Genomic DNA, 25,959 nt, shown 5'->3' on the forward strand with positions numbered 1-25,959 from the left:
CCCGGAGCCACCCATGCATGCCCAGCACTTTGTTGCCAACCGCCTGATCGCGCCGGACAACGGCCTGCGCATCAAGGTGTTCGACCCGTCCAACGGCGAGCCCTTCGCCGAGATCGCCCGCGGCAACGCCACCGACGTCAACGTTGCGGTCCACGCCGCGCGCCAGGCCGCCGAGGGCGCCTGGGGCCAGATGGCCCCGGCCGAGCGCGTGCGCCTGCTCAACCGCGTCGCCGTGGCGCTGATCGCGCATGAAGAGGAACTGGCCGCGCTGGAAGCGCGCGATACCGGCAAGCCGCTGCGCCAGGCCCGCGCGGACGCCCGCGCGGTGGCGCGCTACTTCGAGTTCTACGCCGGCGCGGTCGACAAGCTGCACGGCCAGACCATCCCCTACAACCCCGGCTACACCGTGCTGACGGTGCGCGAGCCGCACGGCGTGACCGGCCACATCATCCCGTGGAACTACCCGCTGCAGATCTTCGGCCGCAGCGTGGGCGCGGCGCTGGCTGCCGGCAATGCCTGCGTGGTCAAGCCGGCCGAGGACGCCTGCCTGTCGCTGCTGCGCGTGGCCGAGATCGCCGCCGAGGCCGGCCTGCCCGAAGGCGCACTCAATATCATCACCGGCTACGGCCACGAAGCCGGCGCTGCGCTGGCGCGCCATCCCGGCATCCACCACATCTCGTTCACCGGCTCGCCGCAGACCGGCAAGCTGGTGTCGCAGCTGGCCGCCGAGAACCACGTGCCGGTCACGCTGGAACTGGGCGGCAAGTCGCCGCAGATCGTGTTTGCCGATGCCGACATCGATGCGCTGGTGCCGGTGGTGGTCAACGGCATCGTGCAGAACGCCGGCCAGACCTGCTCGGCCGGCAGCCGCCTGCTGGTGGAGCGCCCGGTCTATAACGCGCTGCTCGACCGCATTGCCTCGGTGTTCGAGTCGCTGCGCGTGGGCCCGGCCGAACTCGACCTCGAATGCGGCCCGCTGATCAGCCGCAAGCAGCAGCAGCGCGTGTGGGACTTCGTCTCCGACGCGCAGCACGCCGGCGTGGCGGTGATGGCGCAGGGCCAGATCGTAGCCGAGGCGCCCGAGGCCGGCTACTACCAGGTGCCGATGCTGTTCCGCGATGTGCCGCCCGCGCATCGGCTGGCACAGGAAGAAGTGTTCGGCCCGCTGCTGGCGGCCATGCCCTTCGACACCGAGGCCGAAGCCATCGCGCTGGCCAACGGCACGCCCTACGGCCTGGTCGCCGGCGTCTGGACCCGCGACGGCGGACGCCAGCTGCGCCTGGCGCACAAGCTGCGCGCGGGCCAGGTCTTTATCAACAACTACGGTGCCGGCGGCGGCGTTGAGCTGCCCTTCGGCGGCAGCGGCCAGTCCGGCTACGGCCGCGAAAAGGGCTTCGAGGCGCTGTACGGATTCACCACACTGAAAACCATCGCCATCCAACATGGGTAACATCAATTTCCTTTCCGTCGCATTTGCCATCTTCTTTTTCTGGATGGCGTGGCACGTGCGGAACAAGCGCGCCACCAATCCCTCCGGCATGCCGCGGCTGCAGGTGTTCAAGCGCAAGTGGGGCGATGTGGTGGGCGACCGCGTGCACTGGTGCCTGTATGTGGCGCTGCCGTTTTTGCTGGCGGTGATGATGGTCGCGAATGCGTTGCGCGGGCGGGGGCCGTTTTCGCATTGATATCGCCGCACTGAACGATTCCCCGCACCGATCACCGACAATCACAACACAAGGAGACAAGCGATGAGACTGGCCAACAAGGTAGCGATCGTCACCGGCGGCGGTTCCGGCTTCGGCGAAGGCATCGCCCATACCTTCGCGCGCGAGGGCGCCAGCGTGCTGGTGGCCGACCTGCGCGAAGACGGCGCCGAGCGCGTGGCCGCGGCGATCCGCGAGGCCGGCGGCCAGGCGCGCGCGGTGCGCGCCGACGTCTCGCGCGGCGACGATACCGAGGCCATGCGCGAGGCCGCGCTGGCCGCCTTCGGCGACGTGCATATCGTCGTCAACAACGCCGGCACCACCCATCGCAACAAGCCCATCCTCGACGTCACCGAGGATGAGTTCGACCGCGTCTATGCGGTCAACGTCAAAAGCATCTACTGGTCGGCGCGCGCCTTCATCCCGCACTTCCGCCAGCGCGGCGGCGGCGTGTTCGTCAATATCGCCTCCACCGCCGGCATCCGCCCGCGGCCTGGGCTGGTCTGGTACAACGGCAGCAAGGGCGCGGTCATCACCGCCAGCAAGGCCATGGCGGCCGAGCTGGGCAAGGACAATATCCGCGTCAACTGCGTCAACCCGGTGATCGGCGCCACCGCGCTGCTTGAAGAATTCATGGGCATGCCCGACACGCCCGAGAACCGCGCGAAGTTCCTCGCCACCATCCCGATGGGGCGCATGTCGACGCCGCAGGACGTGGCCAATGCCTGCCTCTACCTGGCTTCCGACGAAGCCGCCTTCATCACCGGCACCTGCATCGAAGTCGACGGCGGGCGCTGCGTCTGAGCCCTGCTTCACCGGCATTTCCTTGTCGTAACACCGCTGTACCGCGTCGCAAGAACGCAAACATCCTCAGGAGACGGCATGACAACGACCGCAGTAACCCCCGGCGTCGGCGACGCCGCCTTTGAAGATGCCACCTACCGCAAGGTGAGCTGGCGCCTGGTGCCTTTCCTGCTGCTGTGCTACGTGGTGGCCTACCTGGACCGGGTCAACGTCGGCTTCGCCAAGCTGCAGATGCTCAACGACCTGAAATTCAGCGAGACGATCTACGGGCTGGGCGCAGGCATCTTCTTTATCGGCTACTTCCTGTTCGAAGTGCCCAGCAACGTGATCCTGCACAAGGTGGGCGCGCGCATCTGGATCGCGCGCATCATGATCACCTGGGGCGCGATCTCGGCGGCGATGATGTTCGTCACCACGCCGACCATGTTCTACGTGCTGCGCTTCCTGCTTGGCATTGCCGAGGCCGGCTTCTTCCCCGGCATCATCCTGTACCTGACCTACTGGTACCCGGCCAACCGGCGCGGGCGCACCACCACCTTCTTCATGACCGCGATCGCGCTGTCGGGCGTGATCGGCGGCCCGCTGTCGGGGTGGATCATGCAGTCGTTCGACGGCCACAACGGCTGGTCGGGCTGGCAGTGGATGTTCCTGCTGGAAGGCGTGCCGTCGATCCTGGTGGGGCTGTGGGTGCTGGCCTACCTGGATGACCGCATCGCGCACGCCAAGTGGCTGACAGGCGAGGAAAAGGCGCTGCTCGAGCGCAACATCGCCGCTGAAGACGCGCACAAGGAAGACCCGCCGATCCGCACCGTGATGTTCAGCCCGCGCGTCTGGCTGATGAGCGCGATCTACTTCTGCTTCGTCATGGGCCTGTACGGCGTCAGCTTCTGGCTGCCGACCATCATCAAGCAGACCGGCGTGAAGAGCGCGCTCGACATCGGCCTGCTGACCGCGATCCCGTATGGCTGCGCGGTGATCGGCATGGTGCTGGTGGCGCACAGCGCCGACCGCAGCGGCGAACGGCGCTGGCATATCGCAATCCCGGCGCTGCTCGGCGCGTTCGGCCTGCTGCTGTCGGTGCATTGGGCCACCGATACCACGCTGGCCATGTTCGCGCTGACGCTGGCCACCATCGGCATCCTGACCACGTTGCCGCTGTTCTGGAGCCTGCCCACGTCGTTCCTGGCCGGCACCGGCGCGGCCGCGGGCATTGCGCTGATCAACTCGCTGGGCAACCTCGCCGGCTTTCTCAGCCCGTATGCGGTGGGCTGGCTCAAGGACCTGACCAGGAGCACGGACTCCGGCATGTACCTGCTGGCCGCGTGCCTGGTGGTAGGCGCGGCGCTGACGCTGTCGGTCCCGGCCCGGCTGGTGAGCCGCAGGTAAGCAAGCGCGTCGCGGGTAGCCTGCAACGGCGCTTTCCGGCAAGGAAAGCGCCGTTTTTTCATGGGATCTGCGCAAGTGCCTGGCGCGGCGCTCGTGCGGCGACGATGCGCCATCCGCTGACGCCGATGTAGGACCACACCCGGCAGTGTGGCCCCGGCTTGCGCCCTAGCATGGAAAGGAAGACACCCGGAGTGATCCACACGGGGTCCTCCGGGCACGTGAATCCTGAAGATTGCCAAGGAGGCCACGATGCCGCACCTGCCCCCGTTTGCCCCTACCCAGTCACTGAAGCGCGTCGAAGCGCGGCTCGCACGCCGCACTCGCGTCAAGCGCCTTGTGATCGCGCTCAGCGCCGGCGTGGTCGCGCTGCTGGCCCTTGTCCCCGCGGCCAGCTATGCCCAGGCACCCGTGGTCGAAGCCGCGCCCGCATCCGCCACGCCTGCGCCAGCTCCGGCAGCTACTGCTCCGGCACCGGCTGCTCCGGCAGCGACCGCCCCTGCCCCGGCTGGTGCCATCGCGCCAACGCCGGGCGTGAGCCCGCCCGCAACGCAGCCGCCCACCACCATGCCGCCGCCAGTGGCCCAGCCTGCGCCGCCGGCACCGGCACCGGCACCGGGTACTGCAGCCCCGCCGCCAACGGCCTCGCCGGCACCGGCACCGGGCGGCGCCGCACCTGCCGTGCCCGCTCCGCCGCCGACCGCGGCCCAGCCACGCCCGCCGCTGACCACGCCGCCGCCTCCGCCGCCACGGGACGCCATGGTGCAGCGTACCGCGGGACCGGTGACCTATATCTGCGGCGGCGTCGCCGAGGACGAGCAGGTCGCGCTGCAACGGCTGGCACGCAACTTCAACATGAGCCTGCTGTTTACCCAGGGCGATCGCGGCGAGTACCTGTCCGATGTCGACGTGAAGCTGATGCGCGGCAACAAGGAAGTGGCGAGCTTTGTCGCCGACGGGCCGCGCTGCCTGCTGAAGGCGCCGAGCGGCACGTACAGCGTGCGGGCGACTTACCAGGGCCGGACCAAGACGGCCACAGTGAGCACCGGCGGGCGCAACAACCAGATGCGCTGGTAGGTTTCAGGGTGGCAGCGCCGCGACGCGGCGTTGTTGGAGGAGAGAAAAAGCGCGGCGTCTTGCGATGCCGCGCTTTTTCTTTTGGCGGGTTGCTTTTTGCCGAATGCCTTACGCAAACTGACGGTGGTCTCCCTCTCCCGCAAGCGGGAGAGGGGACCAAACACTCAGGCGGGCGGCCCCTCGCCCAGCATCTGCGCCACTGATGCCGCCGTCCCCGCCGCGCGCGCGCCCAGCAGGCGCTGCAGCGTGGCCAGCAGGTGGTCTTCGTTATACGGCTTGCCGAGGTAGACGTTGACGCCGATCTCCTCCGCATAGCGGCGATGCTTGTCCGCCGTGCGCGAGGTGATCATCACCAGCGGCATGTGCGCGGTGCGCGAGTCGGAGCGCACGTTGCGGGTCAGGTCGAAGCCGTCCATGTTCGGCATCTCGATGTCCACCAGCATCGCATCCGGCATCACGTCCTGCAGCTGCTTGAGCGCATCCACGCCGTCGCGCGCCAGCACCACCTGGTAGCCGGCGCGGCCGAGCAGACGCTGGGTCGCCTTGCGCACGGTCAGCGAATCGTCAACCACCATCACCGTGGGCTGCAGCGCCAGGCCCCGCACCGGCGCGGCGCTGCCGTCGCCGGCCAGTTCGGCGACCGCGCCCAGCGGCCCGGCCACCGGTTGCGCCAACTGCGGCGCCAACTCCGGCGCGGACTCCGCGGGAACCACCTGCTGCGGCGCGGGCTGGCCGCGCTCGCGCAGCAGCCGCTGCGCCAGCACCACCGGGTTGTAGATCAGCACGATCTCGCCGTCGCCGAGCGTGGTCGCGCCGGCAATGCCTTCCAGCCGCGCCAGCTGCGGCCCGATGTGCTTGACCACCACTTCGCGGTTGCCGACCACCTCGTCCACGTGCACGGCGACACGTTCGGCGCCGCTGCGCACCAGCACCACCGGCGAGTACTTGCGGCCGGCTGCCACGCCGTTGCCCTCTTCCAGCAGCGCGCCGAAATAGAAGAACGGCACCTCGGCGCCGGCCACGGCGAAGCGTCCCTGGTTGTAGGCCTCCACCAGCGCCGGCGCGCGCAGCTGCTGCACCTGGTCGATCATGCCGCTGGGTACGGCATAGCGCCGCGCGCCCAGCGAGAACACCAGCACCTGCGTGATGGCCGTGGTCAGCGGCAGGTGCACGGTAAAGGTGGTGCCCTGCCCGGCCTTCGAGGCCAGCGTGATGCGGCCGCCCAGCGCCACGGTCTCGGCGCGCACCACGTCCATGCCGACGCCGCGCCCGGCGAGCTCGGAAACCGTGTCCGCCGTGGAAAAGCCGGGGGTGAAGATCATCTCGGTCAGGCGTGCCTCGCCGGCGTCGTCGTCCGGCGCGAGCAGGCGGCGCTCGACCGCGCGCGCACGGATGCGCGCCAGGTCCAGCCCGTTGCCGTCGTCGACGAAGTGCAGCACCACTTCGTTGCCTTCCTGCTGCACCTCGAGCGTCAGCGCGCCCGTGGCGGGCTTGCCGGCGGCGCGGCGTTGCGGCGCGGGCTCGATCCCGTGCACCACCGCGTTGCGGATCAGGTGTTCGATCGGGCCGGCCATGCGGTCCAGCACGGAGCGGTCGATCTCCACCGTGCCGCCCTTGATCAGCAGCCGCACTTCCTTGCCGGTCTCCGCGGCGGCCTGGCGCGCCACGCGGTACAGGCGCTCGGCCAGCGCGTCGAACTGCACCATGCGCGCCTGCATCAGGCTGCGCTGCAGCCCGCGCGTCAGCCGCGCCTGCGCGGCCAGGTCGCCGGCGGCGCGGTCGAAGCCGCGCTGCAGGTTCTGCTCGACGGTGGCCACGTCGTTGACCGATTCGGCCATCATCCGCGTCAGTTCCTGGAAGCGGGTGAAGCGGTCGAACTCGAGCGGGTCGAACTCCTGCTTGTGCTGCGCGTCGGCGATGCGCGACGCCATCTGCGATTCGGCCTGGATCTCGATCTCGCGCAACTGGCCGCGCAGGCGCGCCACGTTGTCGTTGAGTTCGCCCAGGTAGGTGCGCATCGCGTCGAGTTCGCTGTCGAGCCGCGCGCGCGTCGCGCCGACTTCACCCGCCTCGTTGATCAGCGTATCGAGCGCGCGCGCCTGCACGCGCACCAGCGCACGCTGCGGCTCGGCGGCCGGCGTGAGCCCGGTGGGCGGCATCGGCACCATCACGTCCGCGGGCCCGGGCATGACCGGCAGCATGGAGCCCGCACCGGCAACGTCGGCGGCAGGATCCAGGGCCGCTTCAGGGTGCGCTTCGGCAGCGGGTTCCGCCTCATCCTGCGGCGACACGCTGAGGCCGTTGATCACATCGGGGTCGTCGACGGGCAGCAGGCGTCCGGCCTGCAGCGCTTCGGCGTGCGCGAGGATGCGGTCGTACCAGGCGTAGAGGCGCGCGAACAGCTGCGGCCCGGCGCCCTGCCCGGCCTGCGCGCGCAGGCTGGCATCGAGCAGCGTCTCCATCTCGTGCGCGGCCTGGCCCAGCGCCATCGCGCCCGCCATGCGCGCACTGCCCTTGAGCGTATGCAACGCGCGCAGCACCAGTCCGCCGTGGCGCGTGTCCGCCGGCGCCGCTTCCCAGGTGCGCACCAGCTTGCCGAGTTCGGGCAGCGTGCCCTGGGCTTCCTCGAGGAATATCTGGACCAGCGCCGGGTCAGGCGCGGCGTCAGACGCGCGGGCCGCAGCGTCGCCGGCCGCCACCGCGACCGGCGGCCGGTGCGAAGTCGGCAGCGCGATCACCACGGCATCATGCTGCGCAGGCGGCGCGGGCTGGGCCGGCGCAGGCGCGGGCTCAGCCACCAGCGGCACTTCGTCGTCCCCGTGCGGCGGCTGGCCATAAAGCTGCGCCATGTCATCCACCGGCGCGGACGCTGCGGGCACGGCCACGCGCGGGCGCAGCAAGGCGCGTTCGCCGAATTCCACCAGGCTGCGGCGCAGGCCGGCGTCGGCTTGCGGCCACACGCCGGCGGCAAACTGGTGCAGCATGCCGCGCAGCCGTTCAACCGCCTGCTCCAGCAGGCGGAAGTCGCCCGGATGCATCGCCACCGGGTGCGAGCCCAGCTGCAGCAGCAGTCCTTCCAGCGCTTCGGCGATCTCGCGTACCGGCTCCAGCCCCACGGTCGAGGCACTGCCCTGCAGCGTGTGCGCCACGCGCAGCGCCAGTTCGCTCGGGCACGGATGGTCCTCGTGGCGCCATTCGGAAACATCGGTGGCGAACTGGCGCAGCAGGTCGTCGGCCTCTTGCAGGTAGACGTTGTAGAGCGCCAGGCCGATGCGCACCGGGCCGATGACCTTGTAGTTGTCCTCGTCGCTGGACAAGCCGCCGGCCAGGCGGAACGGAATGACGTTGTCGTCGTCGGCGGGCGTGTCCTGCGGTGCCGCCGCGCCCGGCTGGCTGTCGTCCGCGGACGCTGCGCGCGGAGCTTCTTCGGGGATGGAGGGCTCGGCTGGCACCGCCTCGTCGGCCGTCGCCAGGCCGCCGTCGCGCACCGCCTCGGCGGTCGCCACCAGCGGCGCGATGTCGTGCGCCGCAGCTGCATCGCGGTGCAGCTGTGCCACCCACACCGAGAGCTCGGCGTGCGCGCGGCGCAGCAGCGACAGCAGCGCCGGCGCCGGCGCGCGCGCCTCGGCGATCCACAGGTTCATCACCTGCTCCACCGCCCAGGCGGCTTCGCCGTAGCGATGCAGCCCGACCATGCGGCTCGAGCCCTTGAGCGTATGGAAGGCGCGCCGCACGCGGCTGAGCGTGTCGGCATCGCCCAAGGCATCGACACCTGCGTTGAGGTCGCCGGCAATACCGCCCAGTACCTCGTCGGCTTCGTTCAGGAAGATGTCGAGCAGCTCGGCATCGACCGCCGCGCTGTCGCCGGCGGCGGGCAGGGCCGGCTCTGCGGCAGCGGCAGGCAGGGGCGCGGGTTCGGGTTCGCCCGCGGCATCTGCCAGCGCCAGCATCAGGCGGCCGGCGGCATCGTCGCTGCCAGCCAGCCAGGCATTGCATTGGGTGGTGGCATCGGCGGCGCGGCGCCGCAGCGGCGCATTGTCGTCGATCGCGGCCTGGTCTGCCAGTGCCTGCAGCGCGGCACGCAGCCGCTGCACCTGCGGTGCGTCGGGCATAGGGCCGGCGTGCAGCGCTTCGGCCGCGGCGTCGCGCGCGGCAGCGAGCGGATGCTGGAAAGCGCGCCCGTCATCGGCGGCTGCGACTTCGGCGGGGATGTCTTGACGGCGGGCGCGGCCGAATTCAAGCGCATCGGCAAAGGCATGGACGGTGCCCAGCTCTGCCGCCACGGCGGCGAGCAGTTCGGTGCGCAAGGCGGCATCGGAAGCGTGGGAGGCATCGCCAACCGCGGCCAGCCGCTCATTGACAGCCTGCACCGCAGCCATGGCCCTGCCCGCGTCGCCGGCCAGCGCGGCCGGTAGCGCCGGCGACGCCTGCAGCCGCTCCAGCGTGTTGCCCAGCGCCGCGAACGCCTGGCGCGCATCGCGCAGGTGGCCGGCGCCGTCGGCACGCGCGGCGTTGCGGTCATAGCTGTCCAGCCACGATTCGCCGCTGTCGAGGTGCGCGCGCAGCTGCGCCACGGCCTCGCCGCGCAGCGCCTGCGCGCGCGCATCGTCGACCATGCTGGCCAGCCACGCCGGCGCGCCCACGGCGGGATCCGACAGCGACTGGTGCAGGCAGTCGGCCAGTGCCTCGCACTGCGCGGCAAAGCGCGCCGCGGCGGGATGGGCGGATTGTCCGTGCACGCGCCACGGCAAGGCGAGCGCACGCGCCAGGAACAACGCGATGCCGGTGGCGCCCAGCGCTGCGGCACGGCTACGCTCCCAGTCGGGCCCCGCGGCCGACACCGCCGCCTGCGACAGGCAGCGCTGCAGCGGCGGCTGTCCCAGCGGCTGCGCGGCTTCGGCGAGCGCCGCCAGCGCGCTTTCCCAGCCGGCCTGGTCGCCGGCAGCGGCCTGCTCCAGCCCCGCGGCGGCCTGCTGCAGGTTGCGCGTATCGATCGGGTCGAGCCAGCCGTAGTAGCGCAGCCGGAAGTCGGCATCGGCCACCGCGTGCGCGGCGTCGAGCCGGAAGGCCGCCAGCGTACGGGCGATGACGCTGCGCGCGGCAGCCGCGCCATCGGCCTGGACCGCGTCTGCGGCAGCCGTTTTCGCCAGCCCCGTGCACACCAGCAGGAACACGGCATCGTTCAGCAGCGCCTGCGGCACGCGCACATGCCCTTGCTGGTACTGGCGCAGCAGCAGGTTGGCACGCCCGGCAAAGCGCTTGGCCAGCAGGTCGGACGGCAGCAGTCCATATGCAAGCGCGCGGAACACCAGCCCCAGCACATGCCACACGTCGCGGTCCGGGTGGTCGGCGGCGCGGCGCGGCTCCTGCTCGTTGGCGCGCACTTCATCCAGCGCCGCATGCAGTGGCAGCCAGGCCTCGCGCAGCAGGGCCGGGTCCTGGCACGCGGCGGGCAGGCGCATGGCCTTCAGCAGCGTGGCCTCGAACTGCTGGCGCGCGCGCGTGATGGCGGCGGGGCTGCGCGCCGGCAGCAGCATGCCGGGCAGCATCTGCAGCTCGTCGAGCCACAGGTCGGCCGGATGCACGCGCTCCTCGCGCAGTTGCGCCAGCACGCCGGCGTAGGGCTGGAACAGCCGCAGCGGGGCCTCATCGTCGCCGGCCATCAGGTCGTCGACATATTCGGCCAGTGCCTGCACGCCGGCGCGGAACACCGCCAGTGCCTGCGCATCGGCGGCAAGCTGGCCGGCATCGATGGCCTCGAGCAGGCGCCGCAGCGCCTGGCAGTACGGATCGGTGCCGCGCAGTCCGACGATATGCACCGCCCCGGCCGCCTGGTGCAGGTGCTGGCCGGCGAGCCGCAGCGAGGTGGTATCGCGCGCGCCCAGCGCCTCGGGCGCCTGGCGGATTTCATCGACGTAGTGGCCCAGCTCCGCGGCCGCGTCTTCGAGCGCGCCGCGCAGGCTCGGCGCGAGCCACGCCAACCCGGACAGGTCGCGCGCCGCGCCGCCGGCGTCGGCCGGCGCGGCAGTGGTGGCCGATGCGGGCAGCGGCGCCGCTTCCGGTTCGGGCATGGCGGGCGCCGGCAGCGATGCATTGGCATCGGCCGCTTCGCTCGGGAGGGGAAAATTCATGGACATGACGGCTTCCAGTGCGGCGCCGCCAGGGCGGCCGCGGGCGGCCCGCCGCGGCGGCAGGCAGGCGCTGGGTTGGCTTGTTGGCAGGCGTGGCGGCAGTTGCCGCGCTGCGCGGAAGCAGTCGCAGGCGTCATCCGGCCACTCAGGCGATCTTGAAGCGCGACACCGAGTTGCGCAGTTCCTCGGACAGCAGCGTCAGCTGGCGCACGGATTGCGCAGTCTGGCGCGTGCCGCTGGTGGTCTGCTCGGTAACCTGCAGGATGCGTTCGATATGGCGCGCCACCGTGGTGGCAAGGTCGGCCTCGTGCGAGGTGGACTGCGAGATCTGCTCGATCAGCTCCGCCAGCTGGCGCGACACGCGGCCGATCTCGACCAGCGCCGCGCCGGCGTTGTCCGACAGGCGCGCGCCTTCGACCACGCCCTGCGTGCTGCGCTCCATGGCGTGCACGGCGTCCTGGGTATCGGTCTGGATGGTGCGGATCAGCGCCCCGATCTGCTTGGTGGCCTCGCCGGAGCGTTCGGCCAGCCGCTGCACTTCCTCGGCCACCACCGAGAAGCCGCGCCCGGCTTCGCCGGCCGAGGCGGCCTGGATGGCGGCGTTCAGTGCCAGCACGTTGGTCTGCTCGGTAATGTCGGAAATCAGCTCGACGATTTCACCGATCTCCTGCGACGATTCGCCCAGGCGCTTGATCCGCTTGGAGGTTTCCTGAATCTGCTCGCGGATGTCGTTCATGCCGGAGATGGCGTTCTGCACCGCCTGCTGGCCCTGCTCGGCCGCGGTCAGCGAGGCGCGCGCCACATTGGCCGACTCGGCCGCGCCGCGCGACACCTGCGTGATGCGGTCGGCCATCTCCACCACCGATTCGCCGGTCTGGCGGATCTGGCGCGACTGCTCCTCGGTGGTCGACAGCAGCTGGGTCGAGGTGGCCTGCACCTGCCCCGACGCCTGCGTCACCTCGCCCGCGGTCTGCTGCACCCGGCCGACCAGCTCGCGCAGTTCTTCCACGGTGTAGTTGACCGAGTCGGCGATGGCACCGGTGATGTCCTCGGTCACCGTGGCCTGCCGCGTCAGGTCGCCGTCGGCGATATCCTGCAGCTCGTTCATCAGTTGCAGAATGGCCTTCTGGGTGTTGTCGTTGTTGCGCTTTTCATCGAGGCGGCGCGCTTCGGCCTCGCGTTCGCGCGCCTCGGCTTCGAGGGCGCGCATGCGCGAATCGCGCAGGTACAGCGCGGCCAGGCCGACCAGGCACAGCAGCGTCAGCAGCGCGGACACCACGGTCGCGCCCAGCGTCACCGGGCGCAGGCGCGCCGACTCCGCATACGCGCGCTGCAGGGCCGACAGCTCGCCGCGCAGCGCCTCGTTGTCGTTGAAGATCTGCTGCTGCGCGCGCTTGGCGGCGATCAGGCCGGGCAGGTTCTGCAGAATGGTCTGGGTGGTCTTCTGCACCGCGTCGAAACGCTGCGACAGCTGCTTCAGGTAGCCGCGCGTCTCTTCGTCGGTGGCGGCATTCAGGCGCAGCGCTTCGCTGCCGTTCATCAGGCCGTCGAGCGTCTCGCGGAAGGTGTTGGTGTCCTTGCCGAGCAGGAACGCGGTCTCGGGGTTGACGCCTTCGCCGGCCAGGAACTCGTTCAGGTTCTTGCCCAGGCGCTGCGTCAGCATCACCAGCTGCGCGGACGCCGCCACCTCGCGCGCATTGGCGCCGGACTGCAGCTTGATCGCGGCCACCTGCTCGGCGGCTTCCAGCAGTTCGGGGTTCGACGCGTTGAAGACCTGCAGGGTCTGGCCGATCGTTGTCAGCACAGGCCGCTGGGCCAGCACGTCGGCCGCGCTCTTCTCCGAGCGCTTCCACGACGTCATCGCGGTTTCCAGCAGCGGCGCGGCATCGCCCGTGGTGGCGCGCACGTGTTTCTCGTCGCTGCCGTCCTGCAGCGCCTTCAGGTCCTTCGCCAGCGTCTCCTTGGACTCGCGCAGCTGCGTAAAGGCCTGCGCATTGCCCAGCAGCGCCACCGGCACCGCCTTGCCCAGGCGCTGCGAGTGCATCAGCATGTCGCCGGCGATCTCGATCTGCGCCGCGGCATTGTTGGCGATGCGGTTATCCAGGTACACCGAGCCCAGCAGCGCCACCAGCGACACCACCACGCCCACGGTCAGCACCCGCTGCTGCGACGAGAACGGCATGCGGCCCATCCACGCCGACACGTGCTCCAGCGGCGTGGCGCCAAGCCCGGCGGGTGCGGCCGACGCGGCAGGTGTGGCAGATGCAGGTTCCGCGGGCGCGGCTTCCCGGCCGCCGGCATAGGCCATGTCCGGCCCGCCGCCAAGGGCGGCGGCGGCGTCGGCTGCCGGCGTACGCCGGCCCAGGCTGAATTTCTTGAAACCCATGGCACCCTCTTCCGTTCTATTCGTTGTTGTGCCCGGCGGCTCGTGCCGGGTGCGCCAGGCCGGGGCCAGCGCTTGTTTCTTGCCTGCTCGCGGCGCTGCGCGCCTCAGGCCGCGCTGCGGCCCACCTGCAGGAACGCCGGCGCGTCCAGCAGCGCGCGCACGTTGAGCACCTGCCAGTCGCGCCCGTCGCGGTCGGCAAAGCGCTGGCCCTCCCAGGCCGGCACCTCATCCAGTCCCTGCGCCGCCTCCTCGTGCGGCAGCCCCAGTTCCGTGGCATGGCGCAAGCCGGCCACGCGCGTGGCCAGGATCGCGCAGGCGCGCTCCACCTGGCGCGACAGCACCACCAGCTTGCTGCCGGGCTGCACCGGCGTGGGCGCGCCGCCGCAGAACAGGCTGAAATCGATCACGCCAAGCAGGCTGCCGCGCGCATTGACCAGGCCGCTGTACCACGGCTGCGTCAGCGGCACGCGGCTGGGCGGGCGCATGTCGAGCACCTCGCCGGTCTCCGCCAGCGGCAGCAGCCAGTGGCGCGCGCCGATCTGCAGCGCCAGGTAGCTGTCTGCGGCGGGCAGGGTGCGCGCCTCGCGCAGGCGCCGGGCCAGCATGGCCTGGTAGTCCTGCAGGCGGGTGTGGCGGGCGCGTAGGTCTTGGCGTGGCGCGTTCATGTGGCGGTCCCCGGTACTGGTGGTGGCATCCCGTACGGCCGGCGCTGGCGGCTCAGTGCGCCAGCGCGGCGATCTTGCCCAGCAGTTCCTCGCCGTCGACCGGCTTGACGATGTAGTCCGACGCGCCCTGGCGCATGCCCCAGATGCGGTCGGTGTCCAGGCCCTTGCTGGTGCACATGATCACGGGGATGTCCTTGAAGCGGTCGTCGCGCTTGATCGCGCGGGTCGCCTGGTAGCCGTTCTGGCCGGGCATCACCACGTCCATGAGGATCAGGTCGAAGCTTTCCGATTCCAGGCGCGCGAAGGCCTGGTCGCTGTTGCCGGCGACCGAGACCTTGAAGCCGCGCTTGCCGAGCAGGTCGGACATGAACAGCGCTTCGGTCGGAGAGTCGTCGACGATCAGGATCTTGTTGATGGCAGTCATGAGGTTTCCTTCGGTTCGTTCACGCCGTCAGCATGCCGGCAAGGCCTTTTCCGCCACGTCGGCGCGGACCGGCAGGCAGGCCTGCACGGCCTGCAGCAACGCCTCGCGGGTGAACGGCTTGGCTAGATGGTCATGCGCCCCCACCAGCCGGCCGCGCGAGCGGTCGAACACGCCGTCGCGCGACGACAGCATGATCACGGGGATGGCGTGGAAGCGCGGGCTTTTCTTGATCAGGGAGCAGGTCTGGTACCCGTCCAGCCGGGGCATCAGGATGTCGCAGAAGACCAGGTCCGGATGCAGCTCGCCGACCTTGGCCAGCGCCTCGAAGCCGTCCTCGGCCAGCATGACCTGGTATCCCGCCTGCGACAGGAAGATTTCCGCCGTGCGGCGGATGGTGCTGGAATCGTCGATGACCAGCACCTTGCGGCGCGCGTGCGCCTGGGTGTCCGGCATTGGTACGCCAGGCGCCGCAATGCTGGCGCCGGCGGCATTGACCCGCTGGTTTTCTTCTGTATGAGCGACCCGCATGTTGTTCCCGCGACCGGCCACGCCCTGCGGCGCGCCGGCAAGCACTAGAGAACACCCGTGCGGAGCAGCGCGACCCATGCGCGCCCCGACGGACCCCCGAAAAATGATTCTGCTTCCCTTCAAGGCCGGGCCAGACCCGGCAGTGGCGGTGCGTGGAACCCGCACCTGCCTGCCGTCTTCCCCACCAATGGCGGATGGACGGCCACATAATTTGCAACAGAGTGTGACAAGACGCCGGGGGGCCGTCAATCCGGAGCGGCGGGCCCTTGACGGCGTTCTGTCGTATCGGCGCGACGCGCGTGGCCAGTGTGGCGGCTTTCTATGAAGCTTCGATGGCGCACAAGCTGGCGTCGTGCCGGGCGGCTGCCAGCGTCAGATGGCCACCATCTCGAAATCTTCCTTGCGCGCACCGCATTCCGGGCAGGTCCAGTTGATGGGCACGTCTTCCCACCGGGTACCGGGGGCGATGCCGTCTTCCGGCGCGCCTGCGGCTTCGTCGTAGATCCAGCCGCAGATCAGGCACATCCAAGTCTTGTATTCCATAACAGGCTCTGGCCACTCTCCATTAAAATCCAGCGCAGATGGTACCGAAACCGTGCCGCCCGCGCCAGCCGGCGACCGCCAGAATCGTGCCAGTTCCGCCGTGTTCGCGCATGTTAGCGCCGGATTGGCAGTCAATTGCCGTGACATTCCACGGTATTGCCTGCATGTCGACGAGACGCCGGCCGCGCCGCCACGTTCCCAGCAGTCCTTGATCCCACTCAACGCCATGTCCCGTAACCAGCAGCTCTTCGACCGCGCCCAGCAGACCATTCCTGGCGGCGTCAACTCCCCCGTGCGTGCCTTCCGCTCGGTGGGCGGCACGCCGCGCTTCATCACGCGCGCCGAAGGAGCCTATATGTGGGATGCCGATGGCCAGCGCTATATCGACTACATCGGCTCCTGGGGTCCGATGATCGTCGGCCACGCCCACCCCGAGGTGGTGCGCGCGGTGCAGGAGACCGCGGCCCACAGCTTCTCGTTCGGCGCCCCGACCGAGGCCGAGATCGCCATGGCCGAGGAAATCTGCAAGCTGGTGCCGTCGATCGAGCAGGTGCGGCTGGTGTCTTCCGGCACCGAGGCGACCATGAGCGCGCTGCGGCTGGCGCGCGGGTTTACCGGCCGCGACCTGATCATCAAGTTCGAGGGCTGCTACCACGGCCATGCCGACAGCCTGCTGGTCAAGGCCGGCTCGGGCCTGCTGACCTTTGCCGACACCACGCAGAACGCCCCCTCCTCGGCTGGCGTGCCGGCCGACGTCACGCGCCACACCATGGTGCTGGAGTACAACAACGTCGAGCAGCTGGAGCAGGCCTTCGCCAAGCACGCCGGCGAGATCGCCGCGGTGATCGTCGAGCCGGTGGCCGGCAACATGAACCTGGTGCGCGCCAGCGACGCCTTCCTGAAGGCTATGCGCGAACTGTGCAGCCGCGACGGCGCGGTGCTGATCTTCGACGAAGTGATGACCGGCTTCCGCGTGGCGCTGGGCGGCGCCCAGGCCCACTACGGCATCCGCCCGGACATGACCTGCCTGGGCAAGGTGATCGGCGGCGGCATGCCGGCGGCAGCCTTCGGCGGGCGGCGCGACATCATGGCCAAGCTGGCGCCGCTGGGCGGCGTCTACCAGGCCGGCACGCTGTCGGGCAATCCGCTGGCGGTGGCCGCCGGCCTGACCACGCTGAAGCTGATCCAGGCGCCCGGCTTCTACGACCGGCTGGCCGCGCAGACCCGCAAGCTGGCCGACGGCCTGGCCGAAGCCGCGCAGGCAGCCGGCGTGCCGTTCGCAGCGGACGCCATCGGCGGCATGTTCGGCCTGTATTTCCGCGAAGACGTGCCGGGCAGCTTCGCCGAGGTGACCAAGAGCGACACCGCGCGCTTCAATCGCTTCTTCCATGCCATGCTGGACAACGGCGTCTACCTGGCGCCGTCGGCGTTCGAGGCCGGCTTTGTCTCGGCGCAGCACGACGACGCCATCCTGGGCGCCACCTTCGATGCCGCGCGCAAGGCGTTCGCGGCGGCCTGAGGCCATGCCGGCGGGCGACGTGCCGGGGCGTCGCCTGGGCCGTCGCCTGGCAGATGGGCGGTGCGCTACACTTGGGACTCGCCAGGCCATGCCTGCCATGCCTAACCTGCGGAGTCCCACGATGCGCGCCTCTTTCTCCCTGTCCTCGCAGCTGCGCTCGCCGCTGTCCGTGCTGCGCTGGCTGCTGCTGGCGGCCATGGCCAGCCTGCTGACCGCCTGCGGCTACAACGACTTCCAGGCCAAGGACGAGGCGGTCAAGGCGGCCTGGGGCGAGGTCATCAACCAGTACCAGCGCCGCGCCGACCTGATCCCCAACCTGGTCAACACCGTCAAGGGCTACGCCACGCACGAGCGCGAGACGCTCGAAGCGGTGACCAAGGCGCGCGCCGCCGCGACCAGCATCCAGGTCTCGCCCGAGACCCTGAACGACCCGGAAGCGTTCAAGCGCTTCCAGCAGGCGCAGGGCGAACTGTCCAGCGCGCTGTCGCGCCTGCTGGCGGTGTCCGAGAACTACCCTCAACTGAAGGCCGACGCCTCCTTCCGCGACCTGCAGTCGCAGCTGGAAGGCACCGAGAACCGCATCACCGTGGCGCGCCAGCGCTACATCGCCGCGGTCCAGGACTTCAACGTCCTGGCGCGCAGCTTCCCCACCAACCTGACCGCGATGATCTTCAAGTACCCGGTCAAGCCGTCGTTCACGGTGGACAACGAGAAGGCCATCTCGACGCCGCCGGCAGTCAAGTTCTGAGGCGGCGGCCATGGGCCTGACCACCGGCCGCTCGCAGCAGCCGTCCTCCTGGCGCACCGGCCTGGCCGCGCTGCTGCTGTGGCTGGCGGCATGGCTGTGCGCGCCGGCGCTGGCGGCCGACGGCTTCGTGCCGGTGCCGCCGCTGACCCAGCGCGTCACCGACCTGACCGGCACGCTCAGCTCGCAGCAGCGCACCGCGCTGGAAAACGTGCTCGCCGAATACGAGCAGCAGCGCGGCAGCCAGATCTTCGTGCTGATGGTACCGACCACCGAGCCCGAGCCCATCGACGCCTACAGCATCCGCGTGGCCGACGCCTGGCGCGCCGGGCGCAAGGGCATCGACGACGGCGTGATCGTGCTGATCGCCAAGGACAACCCGCCCGGGCTGCGCAAGATGCGGCTCGAGGTCGGCCGCGGCGTGCAGGGGTCGCTGACCGATGCCATGTCCAAGCGCATCCTGCAGGACGTGATGGCGCCGCATTTCCGCCAGAACGATTTCTATGGCGGGCTGGCGGCCGGCATCTCCGCCATCCAGGCCACCATCGACAAGGAAGGCCTGGCCGGGCCGCAGCCGCGCAAGGCGCAGCAATCCTCGGCGCTGGCCGACTGGCTGCCGGTGCTGTTCCCGCTGGCGATCATCCTGTTTTTCTTTATCGGCGCCATGCGGCGCTCGCGCGGGCCGCAGATCGTCACCACCCGGCGTGGCCGTGACGTGATCGCCGGCGGCCTGGGCGGGCTGGGCGGCTACGGCATGGGGCAGGACTGGGGACGACGCGGCGGTGGCTTCGGAGGAGGTTTCGGCGGCGGCGGTGGTGATGGTGGCGGCTTCAGCGGCGGAGGCGGCGGCGGCTTCGATGGCGGCGGCGCGTCCGGCAACTGGTGAACAAGGAGCGACGAGCATGCCCCATCTCCGACGTGCCCTGCATCATTTCGCCACCACCGCCGGCACCGCCCGCAAGCACTTCCCGGCCGAGGCCCAGCAGCAGCTCCATGCGGCCGTGCATGCCGGCGAGTCACGCCATCGCGGCGAGATCCGCGTGGTCATCGAGGCCAGCCTGCCGCTGGGCCACGCCTGGGCCGGCGTGACCCCGCGCGAGCGCGCCCGCTTCCTGTTCGGCGCGCTTGAAGTCTGGAATACCGCCGACCATACCGGCGTGCTGCTCTATATCAACCTGGCCGACCACGCCGTCGAGCTGCTGGCCGACCGCGGCATCGACGCCAGCGTCGGGCCGGCAATCTGGCGCGAACTGTGCGATGAACTGGCGCACGGGCTGAAGCAGGACCTGTCGGTGGCGCCGGTGCTGGTGACGGTGGCGCGCATCCATGAGCTGCTGGCCAGCCATTTCCCGTCGGATGGGGGGCACAACCCCAATGAGCTGGACGACCGGCCGATCGTGATCTAGCGGGCGGGCGCGCGCCGCGCGCCCATCAGGTACCACACCGCCGCCAGCACCTGCAGCGCCACCAGCCCGCCCCACGCCGTCATGTGCGCCGCCTTCGGATAGTGGCCGCCGCTGGACGGCCACAGGTCCAGCACGAACCCTACCCCGACCTGGCACGCAAAGGTCGACAAAAACACCGTCAGCGTCAGTGCCGTGGTAGCCCTACCGATCAGCGCGTCGGGGAAGCTGCGCGCCAGCACCGCATAGGTCAGGATGCCGCTTGAGCCGAACACGCCGTAGGCCGCCCACAGCAGCACCGGCGGCAGCGGCACCTGCGCCATCAGCAGCGCCTGCACCACGATAAAACCGGTCATGCCGATGCCGGCAAAGGCATAGAGGCTGACGCCGATGCGCTCCAGGTGGCGCGCCGCCCAGCCCGAGCCGACGCAGCCCGCCATCATCGCAAAGCCGATCACCGAAACCAGCCGCGCACTGGTGCCCGGATCGAAACCCGGCACATCGCGCAGGAAGGCACCGACCCACAGCGTCTGCACCGCCAGGAACACGCCCTGGTTCAGCAGCGTCAGCGGCACCACGCGCCAGAAGCGCTCGCTGCCCAGGATCTGGCGCGTGCCGCGCAGCTGCTCGCGCAGGCTTTCCTTGCCGGCGCGTGGCTTGTCGGGCACGCCGAACCACAGCAGCGCCGCCATCGCCAGCGACACGACCGCCAGCCCGGCGCTGACCATGCGCCAGTCCGTCAGCGACAGCAGCCACGACAGCGGAGTGCCGACCAGCACCGCGCCGAACCCGCCGATCGCCATCACCACGCCGTTGAGCAACGGCATGCGCGACAGCGGGAACCACATCGACAGCGCCTGGATGGCGGCGCCAAGGCACACCGATACGCCCACGCCAATCAGCAGCCGGCCGGTGGCCAGCCCCGCCATGCCCGGCGCCAGCGCGAACACCAGCGAGCCGGCAACGGCCACCAGCAGCATCGTCGCCTCGGTGCGGCGCGGGCCGAAACGGTCCAGCAGGATGCCGGCGGGCAGCTGGGCACAGGCAAAGCCAAGGAAATAGAAGCTGGTGAGCAAACCCAGGTCGCCGGCATTGAGCCCCAGTTCGCGCGTCAGGTGCGGCGCGAAGCCCAGGTTGACCCCGCGGAACACATAGGACACCAGGAAGCCCAGCGAGAACACGGCCAGCACGCGCCAGCGCGCGTGGGCTTGTTCCGTTGGCGCCGGGACGGAAGACAAAGCGGATGAAGTGGTAGTCGTCATGGCCCGCATTGTCGTACCCATTCCGGTGCAAGGCCAACGAAACATACCCGCGGCGATTGTGAGTAGAATTTGACGGCCATGTCCAGATCCCCCGGCAAACCCGCCCATCGCCCCGTCCACCTGCCCCCACTGCAAGCGCTGCGTGCGCTGGAGGCGGCCACGCGCCACCGCAGCTTCTCGCGCGCGGCCGAAGAGCTGGCGCTGACGCACAGCGCCATCAGCCACCATATCCGCGGGCTGGAAGCCAGCCTGGGCACCAAGCTGTTCCAGCGCAGCGGCAGCCAGATGACGCCGACCAGCGCTGGCGCGCGGCTGGCCGAACAGGTGCGCGCCGCGCTCGACAGCATCGAAAGCGCGCTGCGCGAGGCCGGCAACAGCGCCGCGCCGCCGGTGGTACGGCTGCAGGTCAGCGTGATGGAGGACCTGGCCAATGCCTGGCTGATCCGGCGGCTGCCCAGCCTGCATGCACAGGTGCCGTCGCTGGACCTGCATTTGCGGCTGCACGCCGAGATCAGCCCGCCCGACCCGTACAGCGTCGACGTCGGCATCTGGCACCAGCGCGTGGACCTGCCCGGCTTCGAGTGCCACAACCTGATCGAGGACCACGTCATCGCCGTAGCCAGCCCGGCGCTGCTGGCGCGCTACCCCGGCTTCACGCTGGCCGACGTGCCGCGCCTGCCGATGCTGCGCTTTGCGCTGCGCCCATGGCGCGACTGGCTGGAAGCTGCCGGCCTGCCGGGTGACGAGCCCGAGCGCGGCCCGATCTTCCAGGATGCGGGGCTGATGCTGCAGTCGGCCGTGGCCGGACTGGGCCTTGCCACCGCGCGCGCGCAGCTGGCGCATGACTACTTGTCCAGCGGCCAACTGGTGCAGATCGGCTCGACCCGGATCCCATCCAGCCTGCACTACTGGGTCACCTGGCGCGAAGGCAACCCGCGGGAAAAGGCGATCCATGCCTTCCACGCCTGGCTTCAGGAGCAGGTGCGCGGCGATGCCATGCAAACGCATGCCACCGTCGGCGGGCAACGCCAGCAGTTTCAATCATGAAATTGTTTCGTACGTCGAAGTTGACAATACGAATCATTTTCGATAACGCCAGGCAATTCAAAGGCTGGCCGACGATCGCGGCGCCGGGGGCGGTGTTTCTGAACGCGACCTTCGACTCCCGCGAAAACCGCCTGAGTTTCATCAATGCAACCGATTTGTCAGCCGTGCCAGCGCGCAGGAATCTCCCGCGCCACCCATCCAAAAAGATGAGGCCGGGCCTTCGGCGTCATCCGCAAAACCATGCAAATGCTTGTCATCGGCCGTCCCAGGAGGCCTCCAGCACGGTTACGCCCGGCTGTAAAGCGCTAAAAGGTTGAGCCAGGCGAAGCCTGGCACACCGGTTCCGCTTAAAAAGGCTTCATCCCGTTGTAAAGGAAATGCAACTCCGGCGATCGGGCCGCCGCGTGCATCATCGGAGCCATGGCGCCCGAACCTCCAAAATGCCGCCTCCCCTCTTTCGGATGGCCGCGAATCCCTCCAGGTAGACCTTTCGGCACTCCATTTCGTAAAACTGTGACGTATACCTGAGGTCGACAACCTCACTCATGCTGCATTGCACCATGAACCAGGCCGGGGATGTATCAGGATCGGAACGTTTTCTCACGCCACGGCGGCGGCCGGAACTCCCACTTTTTACGTTTCTCTTTTCGAATCAATGACTTGTGCCGCACTGGCACGTTCGTCGCACTTATGTCCCCGCGAACAGAAGCCCGACACAGGGGAAGTCTGAAACGGAAGCGGCAAACATACTGGCATGCGTTCGCCGAAGGTCAGTTTCAGAACGATCCTCGTATCCCAGGACGGGGAGTCGGGCTGGTGCTGTAAGCGTTGGGCCACGCCGCAGGGACTGGCTCGCACCGGCGGGTCGTTGCAGAGGCCGCCGACAAGATTAGAGGGAGGTCTTTCAGGACACGGGCCGCGCGCTTGCGCGTGGCCCGTGCAACCTGGAAGAACCCTGCCAGCCCGGACCACCGGGCGGCGAAACGGGATCGCGGACGCACGGCTTGCCGGCGCGTCTGGAAGAATGGGGTGCTGACCGGCCTGCCATGCAGGCGCTGCGAGACACCGCTGCCGTGACCGATGCCATCGACATCGGCGCGGCAGCGGCGGACTACGCGGCGCATCGGCGGGACGGCAAGAACAGAATTCGGGGAGGACGCCGGTGCGAGGCATCGATGATGCAGCGACGGCGCAGGCCTTATGGCCACCGAATCCGGTGCGTGGCAACCGCCGCCGCCGGTTTCGTCTGATAAGAAGAAATCCGGGGAAATCGTATGAGCGCGTATGCCAACCGCCCGCTGCTGTACCTGTCGCAGCATCACGACGCCATGCTCTGCAGGGTCCTGTCGCAACGGGGCTGGAAGCTCAGTTTCGCGTCAAACCTGCAGGAATTGCATGCGCTGGCCCACAGCTCCCAGCCGGCCGCCGCGCTGCTCGACGTGCACAGCGGCTTCAGTGATGCCGAGCTGGAATCGTTCGAACCCTGGCTGGCCCAGCCGCAATTCGGCTGGATCGGCATCGTCGCCAGCCGCGATGCGCTGAGCGAAGCGGCACGCCGCCTGCTCGGGCTCTACTTCGTCGACTACTACACCTCCCCGTTCGAGTCCGCCGACCTGGCCCACTCGCTCGGCCATGCGCAGGGCATGGCACAGATGCGGCCCGCCGTGCAGCGCGCGGCGGCCAGCTCGCGCCCGGACGGCATGATCGGGACCTGTTCCGCCATGCAAACGCTGTTCCGCGGCATCGAGAAGGTCTCGCGCTGGGACACCCCGGTACTGATCTCGGGCGAGTCCGGCACCGGCAAGGAACTCGCCGCGCAGGCCATCCACCATGCCAGCGAACGCGCGCAAAAGCCCTTCGTTGCCGTCAACTGTGCCGCCATCCCGCCCACGCTGCTGATGTCGGAACTGTTCGGCTACGAGCGCGGCGCCTTCACCGGCGCCACCAAGCGCAAGCCGGGGCGCATCGAGATGGCACAGGGCGGCACGCTGTTCCTCGATGAAATCGGCGACATGCCGCTGGAAAGCCAGACCAGCCTGCTGCGCTTCCTGGAGACCGGCCGCATCGAGCGCCTCGGCGGCACCGAATCCATCGAAGTCGACGTGCGCATCATCTCCGCAACCCACGTCGACCTCGACGCCGCCATCGCCGCCGAACGCTTCCGCGGCGACCTCTACCACCGCTTGTGCGTGCTGCGGGTACGCCAGCCGCCGCTGCGCGAACGCGGCAGCGACATCATGCTGATCGCCGAGCACGTGCTCGACGGCGTGCGCAAGCAATCGCCGGCCCGCATCCGCGGCTTCTCGCCAACCGCGCTGCGCGCGATCCAGCAGCACAACTGGCCTGGCAACGTGCGCGAGCTGATCAACCGCATCCGGCATGCGGCGGCGATGTGCGAGGACGGCGTGATCCAGCCGGCGGACCTGGAACTGGCGACGCCTGTGGAAGAACGTCCCAAGACGCTGGCGGCGATTCGCGAGGAAGCGGAGCAGCATGCGATTGTCGAGGCGCTGCAGCGTAATCATGAGCGGCTGATTGACGTGGCGGCGGAACTGGGGATTTCGCGGGTGACGTTGTTCCGGCTGATGCGGGATTACAAGCTGCAGGTGAGGAAGGGGGATATGGGGATGGTGTGCGTGCAGGGAACCTGAGGCAAGAGACCGTCCACGCCAATCGCCTCATAAGCTTCAGCGCACACGCCCGACTCATCCCTCTCGACATTGCTGGCGGGGTCGATTGCGATCCCGCCAGCAATGTGCCATTCATGCGTGCCGGCCCTGGGCCCCCGGCATGCTTGCCTGCCGAAAATAACCGCCCGCGAAGCCGGGCGGCCGCACCCTTGCATGCTTCGGTCAGTTTGTCAGCTGCGCTTGCCGGCCACCAGTGAAATGATCTTGCCGTCCCCGCCTGCGCGACGCAGCGGACGACGCGTATGGTAGCGGCGCTTGACCAGGTAAATCGGCCTGCCTTTTGATTCCTCGTAGATGCGCCCGATGTATTGGCCAACCAGGCCAATGCCAATCAGCTGTACGCCGCTGAAGAACAGCAGGAGCGCGATCACCGGCGCAACGCCGGGCACCTCCCCATCGCCCATTGCACTATATGCGGCGAGGTACAGGCCGTAGCAGATTGAGACGAGCGCGATGCACGAGCCAAGGTACATCCAGCCACGCAGCGGCACCGAACCAAAGCTGGCGATGTCGGCGAGCGTCGCCCTCCATCGCCCGCTTCCCTGCTCGTTCGATAAGCCTGCACGGCACTGTTCCCGCTGATACGGCACGATCACGGTATTGAAGCCCACCCAGGAGAACAGGCCTTTCATGAAGCGATGTCTTTCGGGGAGCTGCTTGATGGCATTCACTACCGCACGATCCATCAGGCGGAATTCACCGACATTGCTGGGAATATTCAGGTCAGACAGTGCGTTGTGCAAGCGGTCGCAAACGGCGCTGGCAAACCGCTTCAGGTACGAGCCATTGCCAGGACCCGTGCATTGGGCAAGCACAACCTCCGCGCCTTGTCGCCAGCACTGGACCAGCGTCGGGATCAGCTCCGGCGGATCACGCAGGTCCGCATCGAACGGAACCACGGCGTCCCCGAGTGCCTCGTCCATGCCGGCAGTCAGGGCCGCCTGCTTGCCAAAGCAGCGCGTCAGCTCGATCACGCGAATCCGGCCATCGCGGCGCGCTGCTTCGACCAGCCTGGACAGCGTGTCGTCCGTACTACCGTCGTTGATGCAGACGATTTCGAACTGCGTGGCGTGCAGGGATTCCAGGATCGGCAGCACGCGCGCAAGGAAGCCATCTGTCGCAGCGCCGTTGTTGTGGAATGGCACCACCAGCGACAGGAGCTGGGTTTCATAGTTGGACATGACCTGGATCCTCCGATGCTGGCAACACCTGCATCAGGGGGCGTGCGCGTGTGCAACCATACCGGCTGTCGATGCGGCATCTTCCCCCTGTTTTCTTGGTCTTGTGCATGCAGTACCCCGCTGTACATAGCGGGAACGCAGCCATTCTTCCTGGCCCAGTTTTGTCGCGCACCGAACGGAAAGCAAGATGCGCGAGCGTCGGCAACGCATGGATAGCTATTCCTGAGCGGCGCTGGTGCGAGCAACGTTTCTTCCTTGAATCATGCGGCCTGCCTGGCCAGCAAGCCGCACAAATACAAGGGTTGCAGGAGATCGGGCTGACATTTCGAGACATGCCACGCGCGCCACGGAAGGTGTCGATGTTTCTATCCGGAAACGCAGGCCCGTTGTTCCCGCTTCCTCATCCATCAGGCGGCACTGCTCGCGCCGCAATCGGCAAGCACCGCAATTCCCCATCCAAGTGCCGTA

Annotated in this window: 20 protein-coding genes; 12 read left to right on the forward strand and 8 right to left on the reverse strand. The window is 69.0% G+C overall.

Annotation, left to right across the window (positions count from 1 at the left end; all coding sequences use genetic code 11):
* Positions 1 to 13 precede the first annotated feature (13 nt).
* The 5 genes from ACAD63_RS18530 to ACAD63_RS18550 all read left to right on the forward strand — a co-directional run bounded on the left by ACAD63_RS18530 (position 14) and on the right by ACAD63_RS18550 (position 4,967).
* Complete coding sequence (locus tag ACAD63_RS18530; RefSeq protein ID WP_135704737.1) at positions 14 to 1,450, forward strand: aldehyde dehydrogenase family protein; 1,437 nt, start codon at positions 14 to 16, stop codon at positions 1,448 to 1,450.
* The gene (locus ACAD63_RS18535) at positions 1,443 to 1,685 is read left to right on the forward strand and encodes a hypothetical protein (protein WP_133093973.1); all 243 of its coding nucleotides are present in this window, start codon (positions 1,443 to 1,445) and stop codon (positions 1,683 to 1,685) included. Before ACAD63_RS18530 ends, ACAD63_RS18535 begins: the two co-directional genes overlap by 8 nt.
* 63 nt (positions 1,686 to 1,748) lie before the next feature.
* On the forward strand, positions 1,749 to 2,507 hold the full coding sequence (locus ACAD63_RS18540) for an SDR family oxidoreductase (RefSeq protein ID WP_133093972.1): 759 nt from the start codon (positions 1,749 to 1,751) through the stop codon (positions 2,505 to 2,507).
* A 78-nt stretch (positions 2,508 to 2,585) separates the two neighbouring features.
* A complete protein-coding gene (locus tag ACAD63_RS18545) occupies positions 2,586 to 3,893 on the forward strand; it encodes an MFS transporter (RefSeq protein WP_133093971.1) in 1,308 nt (435 codons plus the stop codon).
* A 249-nt stretch (positions 3,894 to 4,142) separates the two neighbouring features.
* Positions 4,143 to 4,967 (forward strand): hypothetical protein, encoded by an 825-nt coding sequence (locus ACAD63_RS18550; RefSeq protein ID WP_434033124.1) that lies wholly within the window; start codon positions 4,143 to 4,145, stop codon positions 4,965 to 4,967.
* Between the two features lie 164 nt (positions 4,968 to 5,131).
* Here the strand turns inward: ACAD63_RS18550 and ACAD63_RS18555 are convergent, their stop codons facing one another.
* The 6 genes from ACAD63_RS18555 to ACAD63_RS18580 form a co-directional block, all read right to left on the reverse strand.
* The gene (locus ACAD63_RS18555; RefSeq protein WP_434033125.1) at positions 5,132 to 11,104 is read right to left on the reverse strand and encodes an Hpt domain-containing protein; all 5,973 of its coding nucleotides are present in this window, start codon (positions 11,102 to 11,104) and stop codon (positions 5,132 to 5,134) included.
* A 139-nt stretch (positions 11,105 to 11,243) separates the two neighbouring features.
* Entirely contained in the window at positions 11,244 to 13,484 is a 2,241-nt protein-coding gene (locus ACAD63_RS18560) for a methyl-accepting chemotaxis protein (RefSeq protein ID WP_135704732.1), read from the reverse strand.
* Between the two features lie 104 nt (positions 13,485 to 13,588).
* Entirely contained in the window at positions 13,589 to 14,149 is a 561-nt protein-coding gene (locus tag ACAD63_RS18565) for a chemotaxis protein CheW (protein ID WP_135704730.1), read from the reverse strand.
* A 52-nt stretch (positions 14,150 to 14,201) separates the two neighbouring features.
* Complete coding sequence (locus ACAD63_RS18570) at positions 14,202 to 14,573, reverse strand: response regulator (protein ID WP_029045760.1); 372 nt, start codon at positions 14,571 to 14,573, stop codon at positions 14,202 to 14,204.
* Positions 14,574 to 14,600: 27 nt separating this feature from the next.
* A complete protein-coding gene (locus ACAD63_RS18575) occupies positions 14,601 to 15,101 on the reverse strand; it encodes a response regulator (protein WP_133093966.1) in 501 nt (166 codons plus the stop codon).
* A gap of 372 nt (positions 15,102 to 15,473) precedes the next feature.
* The gene (locus tag ACAD63_RS18580) at positions 15,474 to 15,644 is read right to left on the reverse strand and encodes a rubredoxin (RefSeq protein ID WP_010813017.1); all 171 of its coding nucleotides are present in this window, start codon (positions 15,642 to 15,644) and stop codon (positions 15,474 to 15,476) included.
* A 226-nt stretch (positions 15,645 to 15,870) separates the two neighbouring features.
* Between ACAD63_RS18580 and hemL the strand changes: the two genes are divergently transcribed.
* The 4 genes from hemL (at position 15,871) to ACAD63_RS18600 (ending at position 19,314) form a co-directional block, all read left to right on the forward strand.
* The gene (gene hemL, locus ACAD63_RS18585; protein ID WP_195431656.1) at positions 15,871 to 17,163 is read left to right on the forward strand and encodes a glutamate-1-semialdehyde 2,1-aminomutase; all 1,293 of its coding nucleotides are present in this window, start codon (positions 15,871 to 15,873) and stop codon (positions 17,161 to 17,163) included.
* A 121-nt stretch (positions 17,164 to 17,284) separates the two neighbouring features.
* Complete coding sequence (locus ACAD63_RS18590; RefSeq protein WP_135704726.1) at positions 17,285 to 17,911, forward strand: LemA family protein; 627 nt, start codon at positions 17,285 to 17,287, stop codon at positions 17,909 to 17,911.
* A gap of 10 nt (positions 17,912 to 17,921) precedes the next feature.
* Complete coding sequence (locus ACAD63_RS18595) at positions 17,922 to 18,794, forward strand: TPM domain-containing protein (RefSeq protein ID WP_434033126.1); 873 nt, start codon at positions 17,922 to 17,924, stop codon at positions 18,792 to 18,794.
* Positions 18,795 to 18,810: 16 nt separating this feature from the next.
* Positions 18,811 to 19,314 carry a TPM domain-containing protein gene (locus tag ACAD63_RS18600; RefSeq protein ID WP_133093962.1) on the forward strand — a complete coding sequence of 168 codons (504 nt, stop codon included), beginning with the start codon at positions 18,811 to 18,813 and terminating at the stop codon, positions 19,312 to 19,314.
* Here ACAD63_RS18600 and ACAD63_RS18605 read toward each other — a convergent pair.
* A complete protein-coding gene (locus ACAD63_RS18605; protein ID WP_434033127.1) occupies positions 19,311 to 20,573 on the reverse strand; it encodes an MFS transporter in 1,263 nt (420 codons plus the stop codon). The two genes, ACAD63_RS18600 and ACAD63_RS18605, sit on opposite strands and share 4 nt — an antisense overlap.
* Before the next feature lie 78 nt (positions 20,574 to 20,651).
* Between ACAD63_RS18605 and ACAD63_RS18610 the strand changes: the two genes are divergently transcribed.
* The 3 genes from ACAD63_RS18610 (at position 20,652) to ACAD63_RS18620 (ending at position 24,271) form a co-directional block, all read left to right on the forward strand.
* The gene (locus tag ACAD63_RS18610) at positions 20,652 to 21,620 is read left to right on the forward strand and encodes a LysR substrate-binding domain-containing protein (RefSeq protein WP_133093959.1); all 969 of its coding nucleotides are present in this window, start codon (positions 20,652 to 20,654) and stop codon (positions 21,618 to 21,620) included.
* Complete coding sequence (locus tag ACAD63_RS18615) at positions 21,617 to 21,937, forward strand: hypothetical protein (protein ID WP_434033128.1); 321 nt, start codon at positions 21,617 to 21,619, stop codon at positions 21,935 to 21,937. The genes ACAD63_RS18610 and ACAD63_RS18615 overlap by 4 nt, the downstream gene beginning before the upstream one ends.
* A gap of 957 nt (positions 21,938 to 22,894) precedes the next feature.
* A complete protein-coding gene (locus tag ACAD63_RS18620) occupies positions 22,895 to 24,271 on the forward strand; it encodes a sigma-54 dependent transcriptional regulator (RefSeq protein ID WP_135704715.1) in 1,377 nt (458 codons plus the stop codon).
* A gap of 209 nt (positions 24,272 to 24,480) precedes the next feature.
* Here ACAD63_RS18620 and ACAD63_RS18625 read toward each other — a convergent pair whose 3' ends face one another.
* Positions 24,481 to 25,491, reverse strand: coding sequence for a glycosyltransferase family 2 protein (locus tag ACAD63_RS18625; RefSeq protein WP_434033129.1), 1,011 nt, complete (start codon positions 25,489 to 25,491; stop codon positions 24,481 to 24,483).
* Positions 25,492 to 25,959 lie beyond the last annotated feature (468 nt).

The organism is Cupriavidus sp. a3 (assembly GCF_051015765.1).
Classification (GTDB): domain Bacteria; phylum Pseudomonadota; class Gammaproteobacteria; order Burkholderiales; family Burkholderiaceae; genus Cupriavidus; species Cupriavidus oxalaticus_A.